At 71.1% G+C, this 21,718-nt stretch carries 21 protein-coding genes; 15 read left to right on the top strand and 6 right to left on the bottom strand.

Annotated elements, in window-relative coordinates; genetic code table 11:
• Nucleotides 1-82: 82 nt before the first annotated feature.
• From M3C17_RS09425 to M3C17_RS09400, 6 genes are read left to right on the top strand one after another with little or no spacing between them, the layout of a single operon-like run.
• Nucleotides 83-1,462: an ABC transporter substrate-binding protein gene (locus M3C17_RS09425; RefSeq protein ID WP_259977420.1), complete on the top strand. Its 1,380-nt coding sequence runs from the start codon at nt 83-85 to the stop codon at nt 1,460-1,462.
• Nucleotides 1,463-1,520: 58 nt separating this feature from the next.
• Nucleotides 1,521-2,414: a carbohydrate ABC transporter permease gene (locus tag M3C17_RS09420; RefSeq protein WP_259977419.1), complete on the top strand. Its 894-nt coding sequence runs from the start codon at nt 1,521-1,523 to the stop codon at nt 2,412-2,414.
• A complete protein-coding gene (locus M3C17_RS09415; protein WP_259977418.1) occupies nt 2,411-3,247 on the top strand; it encodes a carbohydrate ABC transporter permease in 837 nt (278 codons plus the stop codon). The genes M3C17_RS09420 and M3C17_RS09415 overlap by 4 nt, the downstream gene beginning before the upstream one ends.
• Nucleotides 3,244-4,386, top strand: coding sequence for a Gfo/Idh/MocA family protein (locus M3C17_RS09410; protein ID WP_259977417.1), 1,143 nt, complete (start codon nt 3,244-3,246; stop codon nt 4,384-4,386). The genes M3C17_RS09415 and M3C17_RS09410 overlap by 4 nt, the downstream gene beginning before the upstream one ends.
• A complete protein-coding gene (locus M3C17_RS09405; RefSeq protein ID WP_259977416.1) occupies nt 4,383-5,228 on the top strand; it encodes an AraC family transcriptional regulator in 846 nt (281 codons plus the stop codon). Before M3C17_RS09410 ends, M3C17_RS09405 begins: the two co-directional genes overlap by 4 nt.
• A gap of 56 nt (nt 5,229-5,284) precedes the next feature.
• A complete protein-coding gene (locus tag M3C17_RS09400) occupies nt 5,285-5,674 on the top strand; it encodes a VOC family protein (RefSeq protein ID WP_259977415.1) in 390 nt (129 codons plus the stop codon).
• A 7-nt stretch (nt 5,675-5,681) separates the two neighbouring features.
• Here the strand turns inward: M3C17_RS09400 and M3C17_RS09395 are convergent, their stop codons facing one another.
• From M3C17_RS09395 to M3C17_RS09370, 6 genes are all read right to left on the bottom strand, one after another.
• Complete coding sequence (locus M3C17_RS09395; protein ID WP_259977414.1) at nt 5,682-8,216, bottom strand: RNA helicase; 2,535 nt, start codon at nt 8,214-8,216, stop codon at nt 5,682-5,684.
• A gap of 22 nt (nt 8,217-8,238) precedes the next feature.
• Nucleotides 8,239-8,733 (bottom strand): roadblock/LC7 domain-containing protein, encoded by a 495-nt coding sequence (locus tag M3C17_RS09390; RefSeq protein ID WP_259977413.1) that lies wholly within the window; start codon nt 8,731-8,733, stop codon nt 8,239-8,241.
• The gene (locus M3C17_RS09385; protein WP_259977412.1) at nt 8,730-9,269 is read right to left on the bottom strand and encodes a hypothetical protein; all 540 of its coding nucleotides are present in this window, start codon (nt 9,267-9,269) and stop codon (nt 8,730-8,732) included. The genes M3C17_RS09390 and M3C17_RS09385 overlap by 4 nt, the downstream gene beginning before the upstream one ends.
• 98 nt (nt 9,270-9,367) lie before the next feature.
• Nucleotides 9,368-9,739, bottom strand: coding sequence for a hypothetical protein (locus M3C17_RS09380; protein ID WP_259977411.1), 372 nt, complete (start codon nt 9,737-9,739; stop codon nt 9,368-9,370).
• Nucleotides 9,740-9,862: 123 nt separating this feature from the next.
• Nucleotides 9,863-10,531 (bottom strand): DNA alkylation repair protein, encoded by a 669-nt coding sequence (locus M3C17_RS09375; protein WP_259977410.1) that lies wholly within the window; start codon nt 10,529-10,531, stop codon nt 9,863-9,865.
• A gap of 23 nt (nt 10,532-10,554) precedes the next feature.
• Complete coding sequence (locus M3C17_RS09370) at nt 10,555-11,592, bottom strand: aromatic acid exporter family protein (RefSeq protein WP_259977409.1); 1,038 nt, start codon at nt 11,590-11,592, stop codon at nt 10,555-10,557.
• Nucleotides 11,593-11,732: 140 nt separating this feature from the next.
• Between M3C17_RS09370 and M3C17_RS09365 the strand changes: the two genes are divergently transcribed.
• From M3C17_RS09365 to M3C17_RS09325, 9 genes are all read left to right on the top strand, one after another.
• A complete protein-coding gene (locus M3C17_RS09365; RefSeq protein WP_259977408.1) occupies nt 11,733-12,188 on the top strand; it encodes an SRPBCC family protein in 456 nt (151 codons plus the stop codon).
• Nucleotides 12,189-12,316: 128 nt separating this feature from the next.
• A complete protein-coding gene (locus tag M3C17_RS09360; RefSeq protein ID WP_259977407.1) occupies nt 12,317-12,895 on the top strand; it encodes a TetR/AcrR family transcriptional regulator in 579 nt (192 codons plus the stop codon).
• A gap of 145 nt (nt 12,896-13,040) precedes the next feature.
• Complete coding sequence (locus M3C17_RS09355) at nt 13,041-14,357, top strand: cytosine permease (protein WP_259977406.1); 1,317 nt, start codon at nt 13,041-13,043, stop codon at nt 14,355-14,357.
• Nucleotides 14,354-15,484: a DUF917 domain-containing protein gene (locus M3C17_RS09350; RefSeq protein ID WP_259977405.1), complete on the top strand. Its 1,131-nt coding sequence runs from the start codon at nt 14,354-14,356 to the stop codon at nt 15,482-15,484. The genes M3C17_RS09355 and M3C17_RS09350 overlap by 4 nt, the downstream gene beginning before the upstream one ends.
• Nucleotides 15,484-17,034 carry a hydantoinase/oxoprolinase family protein gene (locus M3C17_RS09345; RefSeq protein ID WP_259977460.1) on the top strand — a complete coding sequence of 517 codons (1,551 nt, stop codon included), beginning with the start codon at nt 15,484-15,486 and terminating at the stop codon, nt 17,032-17,034. The genes M3C17_RS09350 and M3C17_RS09345 overlap by 1 nt, the downstream gene beginning before the upstream one ends.
• A gap of 63 nt (nt 17,035-17,097) precedes the next feature.
• Nucleotides 17,098-18,144: a DUF998 domain-containing protein gene (locus M3C17_RS09340; protein WP_259977404.1), complete on the top strand. Its 1,047-nt coding sequence runs from the start codon at nt 17,098-17,100 to the stop codon at nt 18,142-18,144.
• 125 nt (nt 18,145-18,269) lie between these two features.
• Nucleotides 18,270-18,500 carry a hypothetical protein gene (locus M3C17_RS09335; protein ID WP_259977403.1) on the top strand — a complete coding sequence of 77 codons (231 nt, stop codon included), beginning with the start codon at nt 18,270-18,272 and terminating at the stop codon, nt 18,498-18,500.
• Nucleotides 18,497-21,442 carry a helix-turn-helix transcriptional regulator gene (locus M3C17_RS09330; RefSeq protein WP_259977402.1) on the top strand — a complete coding sequence of 982 codons (2,946 nt, stop codon included), beginning with the start codon at nt 18,497-18,499 and terminating at the stop codon, nt 21,440-21,442. The genes M3C17_RS09335 and M3C17_RS09330 overlap by 4 nt, the downstream gene beginning before the upstream one ends.
• 76 nt (nt 21,443-21,518) lie before the next feature.
• A partial coding sequence (locus M3C17_RS09325; protein WP_050723174.1) for a cold-shock protein occupies nt 21,519-21,718 on the top strand: 200 nt, incomplete at its 3' end.

The following is a 21,718-nucleotide window of genomic DNA, read 5'->3' as shown; positions in this document are numbered from 1 at the left end:
CTGCGCTCGTGTTGACACATCAGATGTCTGATATCTAGCGTCGGAACTCCGAGCTGTGCCACCGCGACGAAGGAGTACGACCATGGCCACGACCACCCGCGCACAGGGATCCCGACGCTCCCGACGCCTGCTGCCCGCGGCCGCCGCCGCCGCGGTCGCCGCCCTCGCGCTCAGCTCCTGCGGCAGCGCCTCCGGAGACGCCGACGCATCAGCAGGAGACGGTGAGCTCAGCGGCGAGGTGGTCTTCTGGCACAGCTTCACCCAGGGCCCTCGCGCCGAGTACATGGAGCGCATGGCCGAGGAGTTCGAGGCCGAGCACCCTGACGTCGACATCCGCATCGAGACCTTCAGCTGGGGTGAGTTCCAGACGAAGTGGACCACCGGACTCGCGGCGGGCCAGGTGCCGGACCTCTCCACCGCCCAGCCCAACCAGGTGGTCGAGATGATCAACGTGGGTGCGCTCGCGCCTCTCGACGGGGTCATCGACGCGGTCGGGCGCGACCGGTTCTCGGAGGCCGCGCTGCGCGAGGGCACCCTGGACGGCGTCAGCTACTCCATGCCGCTCTACTCGCACGCGCAGGTCATGTGGTACCGCACCGATCTGCTGGAGGCCGCGGGGCTGGAGGTGCCGCAGACCTGGGACGAGCTGAAGGAGGCCGCGGTCGCCCTCACCGCCGCCCCCGGGCAGTACGGCCTGTCGGTCCCGATGGGCACGAACGACCTCATGTCGGCGCGCTTCCTCAACTTCTACCTCCAGTCGGCCGGCGAGTCGCTGCTCGACGAGGACGGCCGCGCCAACCTCACGTCGGACGCCGCCATCGACGGCATCGAGTACTGGGTCGACCTGTACGACAAGACCTCCCCGGAGGGCAGCGTCAACTACAACGTTCTCGACCAGGCGACGCTCTTCTACCAGGGCAAGACCGCCTTCGACTTCAACTCCGGCTTCCAGATCTCCGGGGTGGCCGGCACCTCGCCGCAGTTGGAGGACGCGATCGCTGCGGCGCCGCTTCCGCGGCTCGACGCCGACGACGAGCTCTACGGCGGCGAGACCAGCAACATCGCCACGGTCGTGTGGGATCGCAGCGACGTGAAGGAGGAGGCGGCCGCGTTCCTCGAGTTCCTGTACCAGGACGAGGACTACATCGAGTTCCTGCACTCCGTCCCGGGGGGCATGCTGCCCGCGCTCTCGGACATCGCCGAGAACGAGGCGTACCTCGACGACGCGACGCTGCAGCGTCACGCCGACAGCGTGCAGGTGATCAGCGACGCCGTGCCGATGGGCACCGCGATCGGGATGGAGGAGGGGCCGCTCGTGCAGTCCGGCATCCTCACCAGTCAGGCGGTGATCGAGAAGATGTTCCAGGACATCGTCCTGAACGGCGCCGACGTCGAAGAGGCCGCGAAGGCTGCTGAGGACCAGCTGAACCAGCTCTTCGTCACCGCCGGCGTCTCGTTCTGACCGATTCCGAGGGCGGTGCTGCCGCACGCACCGCCCTCGGCTCCACCCGAGGAGCCCCATGCGCACCCGCACCCGCACCGTCCACCTGACCGGGCTGCTGTTCATCCTGCCGTCGCTGCTCGTCGTCGTCTCGCTGCTGTTCTATCCGGTCGTCTCGAGCATCTTCTTCAGCTTCACCGACCGGCATCTGCTGCGGACGGACTTCGACTTCGTCGGCATCGACAACTTCGTCGCCGTGCTGCAGAACCCGCAGTTCTGGAACGCGTTCCGCACGTCGATCCTGTGGACGGTGGCGTCCATCCTCGGCCAGCTGGTGATCGGCTTCCTCGCCGCGCTGGCTCTGAACCGCATCCGCCACCTGACCGGCCTGTTCCGCACGCTCCTGATCATCCCGTGGGCGTTCCCCGCCATCGTGATCGCGTTCGGCTGGCGGTGGATCCTCAACGACGTCTACGGGTTCCTGCCCAACCTGCTCACGCGCCTCGGTCTCACCGAGAGCAACGTCAGCTTCCTGTCGAACCCGGACGTGGTGATGGCGACCGTGCTCGCGATCAACATCTGGTTCGGCGCCCCGCTGTTCATGGTCAACATCCTCGCCGCGCTGAAGACCGTGCCACGGGAGCAGTTCGAGGCGGCGACCGTCGACGGCGCGAGCGGACTGCAGCGCTTCGCGTACATCACCCTGCCGCACGTGAAGAAGGTCATCGGGCTGCTCGTGATCCTCCGCAGCATCTGGGTCTTCAACAACTTCGAACTGCTGTTCCTGCTGACGGGCGGCGGCCCCGCCGGGCTCACCGAGACGCTGCCGATCTTCGCCTACCGCACCGGCTGGGGACTCCAGCAGCTCGGCGTCGCCTCGGCCGTGACCGTGCTGCTGCTGGTCTTCCTGCTCGCCCTCGGAGCCCTCGCGTTCCGCCTGCTGAACCGCTGGGACACGAAGGACGCCTCATGAACCGCCGCCTCGCCCGCCGCTTCGCGGCCGCCCCCGCCTACGCCTTCCTCACGGTGCTCGCCGTCGTGTGGGTGTTCCGCCTGCTGTGGATCCTGCTGTCCAGCGTGAAGGGCTCGACCGAGCTCGCCACCGACCCGATCGGGTTCTGGCCCACCGACTTCACACTCGACCACTACACGCATGTGCTGTTCGAGCTGGGCATCCTCGGCAACCTCGGCAACAGCCTGCTGATCGCCCTGTCGACCACCCTGGTCACGATCGTCGTGAGCACGACGTGCGCCTACGGCATCGTGCGGTTCTTCCCGCGCGTGGGGCAGAAGCTCACCCAGATCCTCATCAGCACGTACATGTTCCCGCCCATCCTGCTGGCCGTGCCGTACACGCTCATCATGATCTCGCTCGGGCTCATCAACACGTATGCGGGCCTGGTGCTGGCGTACCTCTCCTTCTCCATCCCCTACGCGGTATGGATGCTGACGGCGTTCTACCAGACCGTGCCGCTGGAGATCGAGGAGGCGGCGCAGGTCGACGGCGCCGGTCGGTTCCGGGTGTTCGCGACCATCGCCTCGCCCATCGTCGCCCCGGGGATCGTGGCCACCGCGATCTACACGTTCATCAACTCCTTCAACGAGTTCCTCTTCGCACTGCTGTTCATCAACGACAGCGACCGCATGCCGATCACGGTCGCGCTGTACTCGCTCAGCGGCTCCGAGGTGCTCGACTGGGGCGCCATGCTCGCGGCCTCCGTGGTCGTGGTCGTCCCGTCCGTGCTCTTCTTCCTGCTCATCCAACGACACATCGCAGCCGGGCTCTCGGAGGGGTCCGTCAAATGAACCAGTCAGCACATCCCCGTCCCATCCGCTACGGCCTGATCGGCTCCGGCTACTTCGGGCTCGCGCTCGGGCGCGGCTTCCTGCGCCAGCCAGGGGCCCGCATCAGCCGCGTCTACGACCCGGAGAACGCCGAGATCGCCCGCCGTGAGCTCGGGGCGGTGCCGACCGCGAGCATCCGCGAGCTGTGCGAGAGCGACGACGTGGACGCGGTGATCGTCGCGTCGCCCAACTGGGCGCACCGCGAGGCCGTCGTGCAGGCGGCGGAGGCCGGCAAGCCCATCTTCTGCGAGAAGCCGATGGCGCTGTCCTACGAGGACTGCTCGGCGATGGTGGATGCGGCGCAGCGTGCGGGCGTGCTGCTCATGTCGGGCCACGTCATGAACTTCATGAACGGCGTGCGACGGGTGAAGCGGCTGATCGCCGACGGGGTGCTCGGCGACGTGCTGTACTGCCGCGCGGCCCGCAACGGCTGGGAGGAGCCGCAGGACACGATCTCGTGGAAGAAGCGCCGCGAGCTGTCCGGCGGGCACCTGTACCACCACATCCACGAGCTCGACGTGGTGCAGTTCATCATGGGCACGCCGAAGACGGCGACCATGGTGGGCGGCAACGTGGCGCACCAGGGCGAGCACTTCGGCGACGAGGACGACCTGCTGCTCATCACGCTGGAGTTCGAGAACGGCTCGTTCGCGACGCTGGAGTACGGCTCGGCGTTCCGCTGGCCCGAGCACTACCTGCTGGTGCAGGGCACGCTCGGCGCCGCCATGATCGACATGACCGACACCGGCGTGACCGTGCGGCACTCCGGCACCGAGGAGCGGTTCCTGCTGCACCGGAACGAGGAGGAGGATGCGCAGCGCACCGCGATCTATGCCTCCAGCAGCATGGACGGCGGCATCATGTACGGCACGCCGACCACCACGCCGCCGCTGTGGCTGACCGGCATCGTGGAGCAGGAGACGGAGTACTTCCACGGACTGCTCACCGGCGCTGACCCCGAGCCCGAGTTCGCGGCGCTGACGGACGGCTCCGCCGCCCGGCTCTCGATCGCGACCGCCGACGCCCTGACCCGCTCGCTCGCCGAGGACCGCAAGGTGCGCGTCGCCGAGATACTGGAGGGGGCCGAGGTCTCGGCGTGAGCGGGAGGATCGATGTGAGCGCGTTCCGGCTGAGCGTGATCAACGCGGAGGTGTTCCGCTTCCCGGAGCCCTGGACGTTCCCCGCCGCCGAACTGCCCTACTCGATCCTCCGCCTGATCCGCTCCGGCACCGGCGAGATCGCGTTCGACGGGCTCCGCCGCACGGTGAGCCCGGGCGACCTCGTGCTCATCCGGGAGGGCGCCGTGCTCGCATGCCGGGCCACCTCGCCCGACTTCTCGTTCGCGTCGATCCGGTTCTCCGCCTCGGTGGACGCGTCCGGGGTCGTGGCGGGGGAGCTCCCGGTGCCGCCGGTGTCCGACGCGGGGGCCGATCCGCTCGTGCGCTCCCAGGTCGACGCGGTGATCGCGGCCTGGGAGCAGCGCACGCCAGGGCGCTCGCTCCGCGTGTCGGGGCACCTCGCCGTCGCCCTCGGGCGGGCGGCAGACCTCGCGGCGCCGAACGGCTCGACGGCGCCGACCGCCGTGGTCGCGCCGCCGCGCCCGCACACGCGTGTGCGCGATCCGCGCGTGACCCGCATCATCGAGCATCTGCGCGCCGACCTCCGCCGCACACCCGACCCGGAGAGCCTGTGCGCCCTCGCCCACATGAGCGAGTCGACCCTGCGCCGCACGTTCAAGGATCAGACGGGCAAGACCATCGGCGCGTTCCTGCGGGAGCTGCGGATGTCTGCCGCCGCCCGGCGCCTCGCCCTCAGCGACGAGCCCGTCGGAGAGATCGCGGACGCGGTGGGGCTGCCCGACGCGAACTACTTCGCGCGCTCGTTCCGCGAGGTGTTCCGGGTCACTCCGAGCGAGTACCGCCGCCTCGCGCGGGAGACCTGAGCCCGGCCGCGGAGGAAGGGGTCGACAGGACCCTCGGGGAGGCGGATCCTGGAGGGATGACGGCGTTCACGGTGCAAGACGCGTTCAGCGGGTTCAGTGTCGACGATCTCGACGCGGCCAGACGGTTCTACGGCGACACCCTCGGGCTCAACGTCGAGCGGAATCCGATGGGGTTCCTCGAGATCCGGCTCGCCAGCGGCGGCAGCATCCTCGTGTACGACAAGCCGAACCACGAGCCGGCCGGCTTCACCATCCTGAACTTCCCGGTCGCGGATCTGGACGCCGCGGTCGACGAGCTCATCGCAAAGGGTGTGCAGACCAAGATCTACCCCGATCACGTGTTCCCCTCGGACGAACGGGGCATCGTGCGCGGCGGTGACAGGGGCCCGGACATCTGCTGGTTCCGCGATCCGGCGGGTAACGTGCTCGCGGTGATGCAGGCCTGACCGCGCCTCAGAGCCGATCGACCGCGGTGACCGCGACCACCGCCTCACCTGCCTCGTCGGACGCCGCGAGGTCGACCGTCGCACTGATGCCCCAGTCGTGGTCGCCCGCGGGATCGTCGAGGATCTGTCGCACGGTCCACACGGTCGACCCCTCGTCGAGCAGCAGCAGGCGGGAGCTGCGGGCGTCCGCCCCGGTCAGGATCTCGTCGTGCTCGGCGAAGTACGCGTCGAGCGCGTCCGACCACGCCGCCGCGCCGAAGCCGGGATCGAGCGCGGCCAGCGCCTCCACGTCCTCCCGCGCCGCGAGCTGCACGCGGCGGAACAGCTCGTTGCGCACGAGCGTGCGGAAGGCCCTGGCGTTGCTGGTGAGGCGCTTCGGCGCCGGTGGTACGACGGGCTCGTCGTGGCCGTGCGGGTCGAAGCGGCCGTTGTCGGTCCCGGCGGCCAGCTCCGCCCACTCGTCCAGCAGGCTCGAGTCGATCTGCCGCACAAGCTCGCCGAGCCAGGCGATGAGGTCGCGCAGATCCTCGTCCTTGCGCTCCTCCGGGATGGTCTGCGCGGCCGCCCGATACGCGTCGGAGAGGTAGCGCAGCACCACGCCCTCCGAGCGGGCGATCTTGTAGAACGCCACGTACTCGCCGAACGACATGGCCCGCTCGTACATGTCGCGAACGACCGACTTCGGGTGCAGCGCGAAGTCGCGGATCCAGGGCTGGGCGGCGCTGAACGTCTCGAAGGCGGCGCCCAGCAGCTCTTCCAGCGGCTTCGGGTACGTGATCTGCTCGAGCAGCTCCATCCGCTCGTCGTACTCGATGCCCTCGGCCTTCATGGCGGCGACGGCCTCGCCGCGCGCCAGGAACTCCTGCTGACTGAGCACCGCACGGGGGTCGTCGAGCGTGGACTCGACGATGGAGATCATGTCGAGCGCGTACGAACCGGTGCCCGTGCCGGCGGCGGGGTCGGGGTCGAGCAGGTCGAACGCCGCGAGCGCGAACGGCGACAGCGGCTGGTTCAGGGCGAAGTTGGGCTGCAGGTCGACCGTGAGGCGGATCTCGCCATCGGGCGTGCGCTCGACCACGCCCGACTCCCGCAGCGTGCGGAAGATCCCGATCGCGCGCAGCGCCAGTTCCCGCTGCCGTGCCCGCGTCTCGTGGTTGTCGTACACGAGCCGGCGCACGTTGCCGAAGACGTCGCCGCCGCGCGCGATGACGTTCAGCATCATGGCGCTCGTGATCTGCATGTGCGAGGTCAGCGTCTCGGGCGTCTGCTCGATGAGCTTGCGGAACGACGGCTCGCCCCACGACACGAAGCCGTCCGGCGCCTTCTTGCGGATGATCTTCCGCTTCTTCTTCGGGTCGTCACCGGCCTTGCGGATCGCGGCCAGGTTCTCCGTCTCGTGCTCGGGCGCCTGGGCCACCACGGTGCCGGCGGTGTCGTAGCCGGCGCGCCCCGCACGCCCGGCGATCTGATGGAACTCGCGCGCGTTGAGCTGGCGCATCCGCGTGCCGTCGAACTTGGTGAGCGCGGTCAGCAGCACGGTGCGGATGGGCACGTTGATGCCGACGCCCAGGGTGTCGGTGCCGCAGATCACGCGCAGCAGTCCGCGCTGGGCGAGCTGCTCCACGAGCCGGCGGTACTTCGGCAGCATCCCCGCATGGTGTACGCCGATCCCGGCGCGCAGGAACCGGGACAGGGTCTTGCCGAACGCCGTGGTGAACCGGAACTCGGCGATCAGGGCCGCGATCTCGTCGCGCTGCTCGCGGGAGGCGACCTTGGTGCTGGACAGCGCCTGGGCACGCTCCATGGCGGCGGCCTGGGAGAAGTGCACGATGTAGATCGGCGCCTGGCCGGTGTTGAGCAGGTCGTCGATCGTCTCGTGGATGGGCGTCGTCTCGTAGAAGTAGTGCAGCGGCACCGGTCGCTCGACACCCGTGACCGACGCGGTCTCCCTGCCCGTGCGCCTGGTCAGGTCGGCGGACAGCGCGGTGACGTCGCCGAGCGTGGCCGACATCAGCACGAACTGCACCTGGGGCAGCTCCAGGAGCGGCACCTGCCACGCCCAGCCCCGGTCGGGGTCGGCGTAGAAGTGGAACTCGTCCATCACGACCAGGCCCACATCGGCGGCGGGACCCTGCCGCAGGGCGAGGTTCGCAAGGATCTCGGCCGTGCAGCAGATGATCGGCGCCTCGGGGTTGACGGACGAGTCGCCGGTGATCATCCCGACGTTCTCGGCGCCGAACACCTCGACCAGAGCGAAGAACTTCTCGCTCACGAGGGCCTTGATGGGTGCCGTGTAGTAGCTGCGCCGCCCGCCGACCAGGGCCGCGAAGTGCGCGCCCACCGCGACCAGCGACTTGCCCGTCCCGGTGGGGGTCGAGAGGATCAGGTTGTGCCCGGAGACGATCTCGATCAGCGCCTCGTCCTGGGCCGGGTAGAGACGGATGCCCGTGGACTCCGCCCATTCCACGAAGGCGAGGTAGACCGCATCGGGGTCGGCCGCGTCGAGAACGGTGGTGGGCTCGAGACGCGGCGCGGAGGTCATGGTCCTTCGATCATCGCACCCCTCAGGCGGTCGATCCCGCGACGCCCAGGGCGGTCAGCAGCTCGTAGGCCGTGGAACGGGCGTGCACGATGACGGCGCCCAGCTGCGATTCGGTGGCCGACACCGACAGCAGCAGCTGCCCGTACGGCGCGAGGATGAAGCTCAGCAGCGCCATCTGGCTCTCCTCGACCGACAGGGACACGATGGCCGACAGCGTCGGCTCCGTGCCGCCCGAGATGATGTCGGCCTCCGCCCTCGCCACGCGGAACAGCGAGCTGTTCATCGCGGCGAGCTGGTCGCCCGACTCGGCCTCGATCCCGATCGACGCGATGTGCAGGCCGTCCGCGGTGCCGAGCACCGCTGTCGTGAGCTCGGGGAAGCGCCCCCGCAGCTGCTCCAGCCGGGTGATCGCCGACTGGTTCACGATCCCGGACCACAGCGTCCAGTTGCCGGCGATGTCGGGATGCATCCGCGCCGGGTCGTGCGGAGCACCCTCCGCCTCTCCGTGTGTCTTCATCTGTTCTCCTCAGGAAGGTCGAGTGCCGCGCACGCGACGCGGATCACGCTGTCGCGGTCGCGCGCGTCGGCGAGGAGCACCCGAGCGGGCGGAAGCCCGTGCCGCTGGAGCACCTCGGCGAGCGCGCGCCGCAGCGAGCCCACCGTCCGATCGGGGGCGTGGCTGATGGCGATGACCACCCGATGCTCCTGGCCCGCGAACTCGGCGAGCCAGGCCTCGGCCTCCGCGGCCATGTCCGGTCGGTCGGCGCGCAGCCACAGCAGGATGCGGGTGCCGGGAAGCGTCGCAGTCTGGCGTGCCGAGGCGAAGCGCTGCTGGCCGGGGATGCCGATGAGAGCCACCGAGACCTCGGCCGTCGGCTTCCACGAGCCGTAGTCGAGCCCGACCGTCGTCGTCGTCTTGTCCTCGCCCTCGGGCGTGACCGCCGACATCGGCACCTCGGTGTCGACCATCGGGACGTCGCTCAGCGCGCGCACGGCGGTCGTCTTCCCGGCACCGACGGGCCCCGCGAAGATCATGCGATATCGGGTCGGCATGTCGGGACGCCGCCACCGCGAGCGTCTCGACATCGTGTCCGAGGAGCGCCGCCTGCGCGGCCACGGGCTCCCGAGGCCGTTCCCGACGGCCTCGTCGATCAAGCGTTGAGGGCCGCGACGTGGCGGTTGACGGCCGAGCGCAGCAGCGCCAGGTTCGTCGCCTGCCGGTCGGCCGCGAGGTAGAGGAACAGCTGGTCGTCGATCAGCTTGAGCAGATGCAGCTGCGTGTCCAGCGTCAGCAGCATGTCCTCCAGCGTCGCCTCGAGCCCGAGCGCCTCGATGGTCCTCTTCTTGTTCTTGACGATCTCGCTGTTGTACGCGCTCGCGACCTCGAGATCGAAGTCGGGGCGGGTCGAGCTCGACGTGAGCGGCAGCCCGGACTCCAGGTCGACGATCGAGGCGCCGATGAAGCCGTTGATGTCGCCCGCGATGTCGTCGATCAGCTGATTCAGCTCATCCTGCGTGGCCATGATTCTCCCCAGATTCTCGCGTCGCGCGCAGCAGAGATCGCCCTGTGCGATCACCCCCAGAGTGCTCGCGACGCATGAAGTGTATAACGTTACCCTCTCATTCGGCGAACCGTGCGGGAGCGCTCAGCCTTCGCGGCGACGGACGATCTCGGCGATCCAGAGCGGCGCGAAGGGAGAGGTGCACCCCGGTGGCGTCGGGTAGTCGGCGAGCACCTGCAGCCGCTCGCCGATGGCCACCGCCCTCGCGCGCAGCCCGGGGTGGAAGATGCCGATCGTGGCGAGCGTCTCGTTCATCGCCCACTGCAGCCGCGCCGGCGCGTCCGCCAGCTCGCGCTCGATGCGGTCGAGCAGGTCCGGCAGATCCAGCCCCTCACCGCCCTTCGCGACGCGCACGGTGGTGAGCGACCAGGCGGCGGCGGCGACCGTGGGATCCGGATCCTCAAACCACCGCACGCGCAGCTCCTCGGCCAGCGGGGTCTTCTTCGCGACGTAGTTCACGAACCAGTCGTTCACCTTGGGCGGGCGGGTCTCGCGCAGCATGGCGTCGAGCTCGTCGGCGTCGAACGCGGAGGGGCGGCAGAGCAGCAGGGCGAGCAGCCGCGCGGCCGTGTCGCCGGTGGCCCACAGCTCGCGCGCCAGCGGCTGGTCGGTCTTGATCGTCTTCGCCAGCGCCCGCAGGCGGCTCAGGTTGATGCCGTGGTCGTCGCCGCGCTTCTCGTTCGCGGCGCGCTGCTTCGGATCCTCGAGCGCCGCCAGCTCGGCGAGGGCGGCCGCGGCGGTCATGGCGGGCATGCAGCTAGAGTACGCGCCCGAGGTCAGTCCTCGTCGAGCAGTTCGCCCCGGATGCGGCGCAGGTCCTCCATCAGCGACCCGATCAGGATCCAGTGCTGCGACGAGGGGGGACGGATCACGAGCGGGGCGGTGAGAGCGGGGATCGTCGAGGTCAGCGCCTCCGGCTCCGTCAGCGCCTCCGCACCTTGCACCGCGAGGCGGACGTCGTGCCCCGCACGGTGCAGCTGCTCCGCGATCGCGGCCACCGCCGGCTCCGTCGCGAGGGCGTCGTCGTAGTGGTCGAAATACGCCCTGGTCATGCCGATCGTCTGGGTGACGATGGGAGACAGCTTCTCGAGCAGGGTGCGCAGCGCGCGCAGATCGTCGCGATGCACCGAGCGCCGCGGATTGAGGGTCAGCGATTCCTCGCCCGCTGCGATCGACGCCTCCGCCGCGTCCTTCATGGGGCGCAGGAGGCGCACCTCCAGCATCAGCTCCTGCAGCCGCTCGGGCGTCTGCGGCGCGATCAGTGCGGCAGCGAGGCGGTCGAGGCTCGCCGCGAGCTCGCGGCCGAGCAGCGCCACGTCCCGCCGCGCGGGCTCGATCAGCACGGGGGGCACGATCAGCGCGTTCACGACGATGCCGATCGCGACGCCGATCAGCGTCTCGCCGATCCGGGCGATCGCGTACTCCGGGCTCGACGAGCCCAGCGCCAGCACGAGCATGGCCGAGATCGCGACCTGGTTGCCGGTGCCGGGAGAGGCGCGGAGGATCCAGGCCACGAGCATCGCCACCACGATCGCGAGCAGCACGATCCAGCTCGGCGAGCCCAGCAGCAGCCCGAGCGCGATCGCGATCAGGACGCCGACGATCACGCCGATGCTGCGCTCCAGAGCCTTGGACAGCGACTGGTTCACGCTGGGCTGCACCACGAGCAGGGCGGCGATCGCGGCGAACACGGGGAGCTGACCGGGGAAGACCCACCCGGCGATCAGCCAGGCGGCGATCGTCGCGGCCGCCGACTTGACCACCTGCAGCAGCGGTGACCGCTTGGGGGCGCGGATCGCGGCGGGGATGCGCATGACCCCACGCTAGTCCGCCGGGCGGGGCGGGTGCATCGCAGCGCTACGGGTCTGCGGCGGCCCCTGTCAACCCCATCGCCGATCCGTGCGGCACCGGGCTGAATGGAGGCACACGAACGACGAACAGTGAGGAGCATCCCATGGTGCAGATCATCGAGACCATCGACGTCGACGTTCCCGTCCGCACGGCGTACAACCAGTGGACGCAGTTCGAGAGCTTCCCGAAGTTCCTCGACGAGGTCGTGTCCATCACGCAGCTCGACGACACCCACACGCACTGGAAGGTGAAGGTCGGTGGCGCGGAGCGCGAGTTCGACGCCGTGATCACCGAGCAGCACCCGGATGAGCGTGTCGCGTGGAACAGCACGGGCGGCGAGACCGAGCACGCGGGCGTGGTGACGTTCCACAAGCTCGACGAGACCACCACGCGGGTCACGGTGCAGCTGGACTGGGAGCCGGAGGGGCTGCTGGAGAAGGTCGGGTCGCTGGTCGGCGCCGGCTCGCACGCGGTCAAGAAGGACCTGAAGAACTTCAAGGAGTTCATCGAGGGCCGCGGCGTGGAGACCGGCGCCTGGCGCGGCGACGTCGACGCCTGACACTCGACGACAGAAGGCCCGACGGCTCGCCCGTCGGGCCTTCTCGCGTCTCCGGTCGGCGTGGTCGTTCTTGCATCCGGGGGAGACACGGGGTTACGCTCTGCCTAACTAATAGTCGTTAGGCAGCCATGACCCGAGCAACGATCCTCGCCGAAGCCCGCACGATCTTCGCGCGCCAGGGCTACGCCGAGACCAGCCTGCGGGAGATCGCGGAGGCCGTCGGGATCAAGACGCCCTCGCTGTACGCGCACTTCGCCAGCAAGGACGCGCTCTACGCCGAGGTCTACGCCGCGGTCGTCATCGACCACACGGCCTACTTCGACGACCTCGCCCGCCGCGGCGAGGCCCTCGCCCCGCTCGAGCGTCTGCAGCACCTGCTGGGCGGCATCGAGGCGTACTACCGCGACCGCCCCGACCTGGCCGAGTTCAGCCTCCGCGCGGCCGTGACCGAGTACGGGCCGGGCGGCGAGCAGCTGCGGCAGATCTTCCTCGACTCCGAGTCCACCCTCGCCGCCGCCGTGCGCCAGACCTACCGCGACGGCGTCGAGGCGGGCGCCTTCGCGGCGGGGGACGCCGACGGCTTCACCGCCCTCGTGCTCGTCATCATGGACGGCCTGTTCCTCCAGCTCACCCACTACACCCCCGAGGTGTACCGCCAGCGCTTCGACCAGGCGTGGCGGCACCTCGCCCTGATCCTCTCCCGATGACGCCGGCCGGGGCCACGAACCCCGACCGGCACCCCCACCCGGCCCCATCGACGGCCGCCCCCTGAACCCGTCCTGCGGGTCCTCCGCACCGAGGGAACCCGAAGCCCCGCGGACCGACCCGCAGGACCCCTCCCAAGGAGCCCCCATGACCACCACCGACTACGAGCACGGCGTCGTGCCCCAGGACCAGCGCAAGAGCTGGCTGTCGATCGCGACCGTCTGGATCGCGATCGGCATCGACCTCTCCGGCGCCTTCCTCGGCGTCGCGCTCGCCTCGGGCATGGCGTTCTGGCCCGCGATGGGCGCGACCGCGCTCGGCTCGTTCCTGCTCGGACTGCTCGCGATGGCCTGCGCCTACGTCGGCGCCGCCACCGGTCTGTCGACCGCGATGATCTCCCGGGCCGTGTTCGGCCGGATCGGCGGCGCCGTCCTCGCCCTCGCGATCGCCATCAGCCTCGTCGGCTGGTACGCCGTGCAGGCCGGCTTCTTCGGCGCGAACGCCCAGATCGCCTTCGCGGAGTTCACCGGACTCGATGTGCCGGTGCAGGTCTTCACCGGCATCGGCGGCGTGCTCATGGCCATCACCGCGTTCTGGGGCTACCGTTCCATCAACCGGTTGAGCACCCTCGCCGTGCCGCTGCTGCTGCTCCTGCTGATCGTCGGCGTCGTCGTCGCGTTCACCGTGCACGGCGCCGCCGGTCTGGACGCCCGGGTCGAGGCGACCTTCACGTTCGGCGGAGCGGTATCGCTCGTGATGGGCATCTTCATCCTCGGCGTGGTGCTCGCCCCCGACATGGCGCGGTGGGCGAAGACGCCGAAGCAGGCGATGATCGCCGGATTCGTCGGGTTCTTCTTCGGCAACTCGATCATCCTCGTCGTCGCGATCCTGCTCGCCCGCATCATGGACGGCACCGAGCTGATGGCGATCTTCTTCGCACTCGGGCTCGGCGGCGTGGCCGTGATCGTGCTGATCCTGGCGCAGTGGACCACGAACACCACCAACCTCTACAGCGCGGGTCTGGCCTTCGCCTCGATCAGCGAGCGGCTCGGCCGCCGCACCGTCACGATCGTGCTCGGCGTGATCGGCATCGTCGTCGGCGTGATCGGCGCCGCCGACTACTTCGTGCAGTTCATCCTCGTGATCGGCACGATCATCGCACCCTACGGCGGCGTGTACCTCGCGTCGTTCTTCACCGGAAGGCGGACCGCCCGCTGGACGCACGGGGCGACCGTGCCCCTGGTCGACGGCTGGGCCATCGCCGCGTGGGTGGCCGGCATCGTCGTCGCCGTCGCCACGACGAACCCGGCCGACGGGCCCGGCTTCGGCTGGTTCACCCTCACCTCGATCTCGGCGCTGGACGGCCTGCTCGTCGGCTTCGTGGTCTACCTGGCCCTGGTGCCGCTGCGTCGTCGTGTGCAGCCCGATGCCGCGACCCCGGCATCCGACGAGGTGACCGCATGACCTGGCACACGATCACCGAGGCCGACATCGACGAGATCGCCCTCGGCGCAGCGGTACTCGGCACCGGAGGCGGCGGCGACCCGCACGTCGGATCGCTGATCGCGAAGCGACTGATCCGCCTGCACGGCCCGGTCGCGCTGCGCGCGGTGGAGGAGCTGACCGAGGAAGACTTCGTGATCCCCATCGGCGGGATCGGCGCGCCCTCCGTGAGCGTCGAGCGCATCCAGGCGGAGTCCGAGCTGCTCGCCGCCCTGCGCGCGATCGAGCGGTCGGTCGGCCGCCCCGCGACCGCCGTGATGCCCATCGAGGTCGGCGGCGGCAACTCGATGCTGCCGATCGCGGCCGCCGCGGTCGCCGGGCTCCCCGTGGTCGACGGGGACGCCATGGGCCGCGCCTTCCCCGAGGCGCAGATGGTCACATTCCACCTGGCCGGGTACGGGCCCGGCACGACCGTGCTCGTGGACCACCACGGCAACGAGGTCGTCAGTCGTCCGGTCGACGGCGCCTGGTCGGAGCGGCTCGCGCGCGCGGTCACGGTCGAGATGGGCGGCGGCGCGACCATGATCGACTACGCCTACGACGGTGCCGTGGTGCGCGAGTGCGCCATCCCCGGCACGCTCTCCCTCGCCCGTCGCATCGGCACGATCCTGCGCGGCAGGGACGCCGCAGGGCGCGAGCTCCGCGACGACGAGCGCATCGAGGCCCTGTGCGCCGATCTCGGCGCCGTGCGGCTGTTCGACGGGAAGGTCGCCGATCTGCAGCGCGCGGTCGACGGGGGCTTCACCCGCGGGGCGGCCGAACTCGTCGGAGTCGGCGTCGACCGGGGGAGCGGCTTCCGGCTCGACTTCCAGAACGAGATGCTCCTCGGGCGCCGCGACGGCGCGCTGGCCGCGGTCACGCCCGACCTCATCGCCGTGCTCGACCTCGCCACCGGGATGCCGATCACCACCGAATCCCTGCGCTACGGTGCCAGGGTCGCCGTGATCGCGATCCCCTGCCACGACAAGTGGCGCACCCCGGAGGGCCTGCGGACGGCCGGACCCGGGCACTTCGGCTACGACGTGGAGTGGGTCCCCGTCGAGGACATCGCGCGCGCGCCGCGCACGACGGACGGGGAGGCCGCGTGATGGTCGGCGGCTACCGCATCGGGATCGACGTCGGCGGCACCAACACCGACGCCGTCATCCTCGACGACCGGCTCCGGGTCGTCGCCTCCGTCAAGCGGCCGACCACGGCCGACACCGGCGACGGCGTGGCCGCGGCCATCGACGCGGTGCTCGCGGCCTCCGGAGTCGACCCGGCACTGATCGCGCACGCGATGCTCGGCACGACCCACTGCACGAACGCCATCGTGGAGCGTCGCGGGCTCGGACGGGTCGGCATCCTCCGCCTCGGCGCCCCGGCCACCACGGCCGTCCCGCCGCTGGAGGGGTGGCCGCACGACCTTCGCGCCGCGATCGGCGACCACGCGCACCTGCTGCCGGGCGGCTTCGAGGTGGACGGCCGCGTGCTGTCTCCGATCGACGAGGACGCCGTGCGCGCGGCCTGTGCCCGCATGCGCGGGGAGGTCGACGCGGTCGCCGTCGTCGGCGTGTTCGCCCCGATCGACGAGAGCCAGGAGGAGCGCGTCGCCGCGATCGTCACGGAGGAGCTCGGCGTGCCGGTGTCGCGGTCGGCGCGGATCGGCTCGCTCGGGCTGCTGGAGCGCGAGAACGCGACCGTGCTGAACGCGGCCCTCATGCAGACGCTGCGGCAGATGGCCGCGGGCTTCGTCGCGGCGCTGCGCGAACGCGGCATCCCGGCGACGCCGTACTTCGGGCAGAACGACGGCACGCTCATGCAGCTCGAGTACGCCCTGGAGTTCCCGGTGCTGACGATCGGCTGCGGGCCGACGAACTCCATCCGCGGCGCCGCGCACCTCTCCGGCGCCACCGACGCCCTGGTGGTCGATATCGGCGGTACCACGACCGACATCGGCGTGCTCGTCGACGGCTTCCCGCGGCAGTCGGCTCACGCGGTGGAGATCGGCGGCATCCGCACGAACTTCCGCATGCCCGACGTGCTGTCGGTCGGCCTCGGCGGCGGCACGATCGTGCGCGAGACGGCCGACGGTGCGCGTGTGGGACCGGACAGCGTGGGCTTCCGGCTCCCGCAGGAGGGGCTCGCCTTCGGCGGCGACACCCTGACCGCGACCGACATCGCGCTCGCGGTCGGCGGCGCGCAGGTCGAGGGACTCGTCGCGCCTCCGGTGCCGGTCGAGCTCGGGGCGTCCGCCTGGGCGGCCATGCGCGGGATCCTGGAGGACTCGATCGACCGCATGAAGCCGAACGCGGCGCCGATCCCGGTGATCCTCGTCGGCGGGGGCGGCATCATCGCCCCGGCCGAGCTCGACGGCGTCGACTCCCTGCTCCGCCCCGACCACTTCGGCGCCGCGAACGCGGTGGGGGCGGCGCTCGGCGAGGTCGCAGGGCAGATCGAGAAGATCTACCGCGTCGACCCGTCCGACCGGCGCGCCGCCCGCGAGGATGCCGCGGCGGAGGCGACGGAGCGGGCGCGTCTCGCGGGAGCCGACCCCGCCACGATCGAGGTCGTGGCGGTGGAGGAGCTTCCGGTGGCCTACTCCGACGGCACCGCGGTGCTCATCCGCGCCAGGGCGGTCGGGCGGCTCGCGGTCTGAGGTCGTCCGTCCCCTCCGACCTCAGGGGTTCCCGAGGTCGGAGGCGCGTGCTTGCATGAGCACATGGAGAGGGAGCGGCGTCTGCGCGCCGAGGCGACGGCGGTGTGGGCGACGGTGCTGTGCTTCGTCGTGGGCGCTGTGGCGGGCGCGCTGCTCCTGGGCGGCGATCCGCGACCGCTGACAGGGCCCGGCGGGCTGGCGATGCCCGTGGCCGCGGTGGCCGGGGCGATCGCGGGGCTGGCATTCGCGGTGAGCACCCGCATGCACCGTCGCGGCGAGACGGCGGGCATGCCACGGTGGCAGGCCGTGATCTCGCACCTGTCGGCGACGGCGCTCACGGTGGCCTTCGCGGCCGTGACCGTGATGGGGGTGCTGCTCACCGCCGAGGTGCTGGCCGTCGGGCTGCGCGGGCTGGAGCTGGGTGCGTGGGGCGGCGGGCTGCTGGCGGGGGTGGCGGCGGCAGTCGGAGGGCGCTTCGCGTTCGGGGCGGGGATCCGCCTGCGCACGGCCGACCTCTCCGCGCTGCTGTTCGGGTTCCTGGTGATCGGGACGCTGTTCGCGATGGTGACGGCGGCCGATCCGCGGTGGTGGGAGCAGAACTTCTCGCAGCTCGGCGTGGGGTGGGCGTTCACCGGCACGCTCGTGGTGGCGGGGCTCCTGATCGCGACCGTGGGTGCGTACATCGGCCGCGACCTGCACCGCCTCCTCGGCGATGAGGCCCTCCCGCGCCTCGCCGCGATCGTGGCGCTGTGGGCGGCGGCGGGTGCGGCGCTCGCCGCGGTCGGTCTGCTGCCCCTGCACCGCGTGCCGCTGCCGCATGACATCGCAGCGGTCGTGGCCCTGCTGCTGTTCCTCGCCGCTGCCGCCGTCACCACGCTCACGGTGCCCGGCCGCCCGCCGGCGCTCGTGGTCACCTCCGTCGCGCTCGCCGTGCTCGTGGTGGTCGCGGTGCTGCTGTGGTGGCCGTTCGGGGCGGTCGCGGTGACCGCGGTCGAGGCGATCGTGGTGGGGCTCGGGCTGCTGTGGATGACCACGCTCGTGCGGGTGCTGGCGATCCTGGTGCCGGACGGCTCGCGGCCGTCTGCGCGGCGCTCTCCGCTGCGCGCCTGAGGCAGCGGACGACCTCCCTAGTCGCGGGCGCGGCGCGGGCGTGCGGAAGATAGGGAATCCGTCCGATGTGGCGCGGGCGCCTCAGAGCGGAGTGTAGGGATACGCACAACCGTCGAGGAGACATCATGTTCGAGCACCCCTACCTCTTCCAGCAGGTCACCGCCCACGAGCAGGAGCAGATCGAGCGCACGCTCGCGCGTCGCCGCATGATCGCCGAGCACGCGGACCAGATCGTCCCGCGCGAGGCCGGACCGGTGCGTCGCGCGCTGCGTCGGCTGACGACCGGTCGCCCGGCCGGGCGCGCGGTGCGCGGCGGACAGCACGTCTGCACGGGCGAGACGGCGACGGCGCGATGACCGACGCCCCCGTGCTGCCGTTCCCGCGCCGCGACCCCGATGTCGGCGGGGAGTGGGACGATGGGTCCATGGCCCCCACCCCCAGTGCCGCGATGGTCGGGCGAGACGCCGAGCTCGCCGAGGTGCGTCGTCTGTTCGACGGCGCGCGCGAGGGCGTGCCCGCGGCTGTCCTGGTCGAGGGCGAGGCCGGCATCGGCAAGTCGCGCCTGGTGCGAGAGTTCGGCGAGGAGGTCGCGAACGCGGCCGATGTGCATGTCGGCTGGTGCCTGGACCTCGGGGCCTCGCGCATGCCGTTCGGGCCGCTCACGGGCATCCTCCGCTCGATCGTGGCGCGGATGGGCGTCGAGCGCGTGCGTGCGACCGTCGGCGTGGGTGTCGAGGCCCTCGGGATGCTGCTGCCCGAGCTCGTCGACGCCCCCGCCGAGCGCGAGCGCACGAGCCCCGAGCGTCTGCGCGACGCGATGGCCTCGCTCGTGGAGGCCGCGGCGGAGTCCGCGCCGCAGGTGCTCGTGGTCGAAGACCTGCACTGGGCGGACGACTCCACCCTGGCGATCCTGTCGTTCCTGCTGCGGGCGTGGAACCGGGGCCGCATCCTCCTGCTGATCACGTGCCGCACGGACGACGTGCGCCGGGGTGACGCGGTGAGCCGCTTCATCGGCGAGGCCACGAGGGCGCGGCTGCTGGAGCGCCTGTCGGTCTCCCGGCTCGGCGACGAGTCCGTGCGCGAGCTGGTCGAGCAGATCACCGGCCGCCCGCCGACGCCCTCCGCGCTCGAGCGCCTGCAGGTGCGGGCCGAGGGCGTGCCCTTCTTCGTGGAGGAGATCGCGGGGTGCTCGCAGGGCCCGCTGCCGGAGAGTCTGCGCGATCTGCTGCTCTCCCGCTTCGACCGTCTCGGCGACGACGCGCGCCGCGTGGTGCAGGTCGTCTCCGGGGCCGAGCGTCCGCTCAGCCATCCGCTCATCACGCGGCTCGCCGGGTTGCCGGAAGACCGTCTCGACGAGGCGCTGCGCGAGGCCGCCCGCAGCGGGATCATCGTGGTCGGCGACGACGACTACCGCTTCCGGCATGCGCTACTGCGCGAGGCCGTGCACGAGGACCTGCTGCCCGGCGAGCGCGCCCGCCTGCATCGCGCGTACGCCGAGGCCCTGGAGGAGCAGTGCGAGGGCGGCGCGTATCGCGGCGATGCGGCGGCTCTCGCGTACCACTGGCAGCTCGCGCAGGACGACCGCCGGGCGATCACCGCCGCGGCGGAGGCCATGCGGCAGGCGAAGGCGCAGTATGCGTTCGCGAGCGCCGCCCGCTTCGGCGAGCTGGTGCTGGAGCTGTGGCCGCTGGTGCCGGATGCGGAGGAGGCGACCGGGTTCGCCCGCCTCGACCTGCTGCACCTGCTCGGGTCGGTGCTGCGCAACGCCGGCGACGGGGAGCGCGCGCTCGCGGTCGCCAACGTCGCGCTGGCCGAGGTCGATCCCGCGACCGTCGAGCCGCGCCTGCATGCGCGGCTGCTGCGCAACAAGGCGCTGTACCTGGTCAACCTCGGGCGTCTCGGCGCGATCCCGCTGCTGCAGCAGGCCCTGGCGATCGCGGAGGAGCGCGTCGCCGACGAGGGCTTCCGCGCCGAGGTGCTCAATCAGCTCGCGAGCCGGCTGATGATCGCGGGCGACCGTGAGGAGGCCATCCGGCTCGCCGACGAGGCGGAGCGCCGGGCGGAGGCCGCGGGTTCGACGGACCAGCTGTCGATCGCCGCGAACGTGCGCGGCGGCTCCTTGGCGCATCTGGGTGCGGTCGATGAGGGCGTGCGCGAGTACGAGCGCTCGCGGGCGCTGGCGACCGGGTCGAACGCCGAGCTGCGCTACCGCGTCAACTACTCCGACCTGCTCACGCTGCTCGGTCGCTACCGTGAGGCGGTCGAGGTCGCGGAGCAGGGGCTGCGCCGTGCGCGCGAGCTGCGGGTCGAGCGCACGTCCGGGTCGATCATGGCGCAGAACATGATCGTGCCCCTGCTGGAGCTGGGCGACATCGACCGCGTGGAGGAGATGCTGGCGCGCGACTTCGTGCAGGGCACGCTCCGCGTGTTCCGGATGTACATGAGCATGACCAGGGTGCGGGTGCTGGCCTGGCGCGGGCGCTCGACCGAGGCGGCGGAGATGCTGCGCGAGTGGCTGCCGGCGTTCGAGGAGACCGGGGGCACCGAGCGGCAGATCTGGTACGACCGGGTGACGATGGCGGTCGCGGTGGCGCAGAGCGCCGGCGACCTGCGCGGTGCGCTCGACGAGATCATCGCGATGGTGCACGACGAGAAGCCGGCGCTGCTGCATCAGCGGCGGCTGCTGCTGGAGGGCGGTGCCATCCTGGCGGAGCTGCGCGCCGCGGGGGCGGATGTCGCGGCGGATGCGGCGACGATCCGCGGAGCCTGGCTCGCGCAGCCGCAGCAGCTGCAGCACGACGCGTGGTCGACCATGCTCGACGCGCTGCTCGATCCGCGGCCCGAGCTGGTGGAGGCGGCGTTGCGCCACGCGGACGGCGACGACGTGCCGGTGACCTTCCGCGTGGTGCTGCGACTGGAGCGCGCGCGACTGCACGTGCACGATGGCGAGCGCGCAGCGGCGGCGGCCGTGGTCGACGAGGCCGCGTCCATCGCGGAGGCACTGGGGCACGCGCAGCTGCAGGCCGATGTGGCGCGCTTCGCGGAGGCCGCGGGGCTGCGCGCCGGAGGGCCGTCCGACGACGCCGAGCTGCTCACCGCGCGAGAGCGGCAGGTGCTCGACCTGATCGCCGAGGGCCTGAGCAACCGTCAGATCGGCGAGCGCCTGTTCATCAGCGTGAAGACGGTGAGCGTGCATGTCTCGGCGGTGCTGCGCAAGCTCGGGGTGAGCACACGCACCGAGGCGGCGCTGGCGCAGCGGTCGCTCGACCCGGCGGGACGCTCCGCCGTGGTAGCGTGACCGAGCACGCATGTCGGATGTTCCGGCGTGGTGCAGGCCGCGCAGGCGGCCGGTTCAACAGAAAGTAGAAAAGCACATGGCCACTGGCACTGTGAAATGGTTCAACGCGGAGAAGGGCTTCGGCTTCATCGCTCCTGATGACGGTTCCGAGGACCTCTTCGCCCACTATTCGGCTATCGCCGGCTCCGGTTTCAAGGAGCTCCGCGAGAACCAGAAGGTCGAATTCGACGCTGAGCGTGGCCCCAAGGGCATGCAGGCGGCGAACATCCGCGCTCT

This window comes from Microbacterium sp. p3-SID336, from assembly GCF_025143365.1.
Lineage (GTDB): Bacteria > Actinomycetota > Actinomycetes > Actinomycetales > Microbacteriaceae > Microbacterium.
This window is presented reverse-complemented; position numbering and strand designations above follow the sequence as displayed.

Bases quoted from the DNA above. Each gene is read 5' to 3' on its own strand.
- M3C17_RS09340 (WP_259977404.1), top strand. From the start codon at position 17,098: ATGGAGAGGGAGCGGCGTCTGCGCGCCGAGGCGACGGCGGTGTGGGCG.
- M3C17_RS09385 (WP_259977412.1), bottom strand. From the start codon at position 9,269: ATGCCGACCCGATATCGCATGATCTTCGCGGGGCCCGTCGGTGCCGGG.
- M3C17_RS09420 (WP_259977419.1), top strand. From the start codon at position 1,521: ATGCGCACCCGCACCCGCACCGTCCACCTGACCGGGCTGCTGTTCATC.
- M3C17_RS09335 (WP_259977403.1), top strand. From the start codon at position 18,270: ATGTTCGAGCACCCCTACCTCTTCCAGCAGGTCACCGCCCACGAGCAG.
- M3C17_RS09360 (WP_259977407.1), top strand. From the start codon at position 12,317: ATGACCCGAGCAACGATCCTCGCCGAAGCCCGCACGATCTTCGCGCGC.
- M3C17_RS09410 (WP_259977417.1), top strand. From the start codon at position 3,244: ATGAACCAGTCAGCACATCCCCGTCCCATCCGCTACGGCCTGATCGGC.
- M3C17_RS09370 (WP_259977409.1), bottom strand. From the start codon at position 11,592: ATGCGCATCCCCGCCGCGATCCGCGCCCCCAAGCGGTCACCGCTGCTG.
- M3C17_RS09390 (WP_259977413.1), bottom strand. From the start codon at position 8,733: ATGAAGACACACGGAGAGGCGGAGGGTGCTCCGCACGACCCGGCGCGG.
- M3C17_RS09350 (WP_259977405.1), top strand. From the start codon at position 14,354: ATGACCTGGCACACGATCACCGAGGCCGACATCGACGAGATCGCCCTC.
- M3C17_RS09375 (WP_259977410.1), bottom strand. From the start codon at position 10,531: ATGCCCGCCATGACCGCCGCGGCCGCCCTCGCCGAGCTGGCGGCGCTC.
- M3C17_RS09415 (WP_259977418.1), top strand. From the start codon at position 2,411: ATGAACCGCCGCCTCGCCCGCCGCTTCGCGGCCGCCCCCGCCTACGCC.
- M3C17_RS09355 (WP_259977406.1), top strand. From the start codon at position 13,041: ATGACCACCACCGACTACGAGCACGGCGTCGTGCCCCAGGACCAGCGC.
- M3C17_RS09395 (WP_259977414.1), bottom strand. From the start codon at position 8,216: ATGACCTCCGCGCCGCGTCTCGAGCCCACCACCGTTCTCGACGCGGCC.
- M3C17_RS09380 (WP_259977411.1), bottom strand. From the start codon at position 9,739: ATGGCCACGCAGGATGAGCTGAATCAGCTGATCGACGACATCGCGGGC.
- M3C17_RS09365 (WP_259977408.1), top strand. From the start codon at position 11,733: ATGGTGCAGATCATCGAGACCATCGACGTCGACGTTCCCGTCCGCACG.
- M3C17_RS09400 (WP_259977415.1), top strand. From the start codon at position 5,285: ATGACGGCGTTCACGGTGCAAGACGCGTTCAGCGGGTTCAGTGTCGAC.
- M3C17_RS09425 (WP_259977420.1), top strand. From the start codon at position 83: ATGGCCACGACCACCCGCGCACAGGGATCCCGACGCTCCCGACGCCTG.
- M3C17_RS09330 (WP_259977402.1), top strand. From the start codon at position 18,497: ATGACCGACGCCCCCGTGCTGCCGTTCCCGCGCCGCGACCCCGATGTC.
- M3C17_RS09345 (WP_259977460.1), top strand. From the start codon at position 15,484: ATGGTCGGCGGCTACCGCATCGGGATCGACGTCGGCGGCACCAACACC.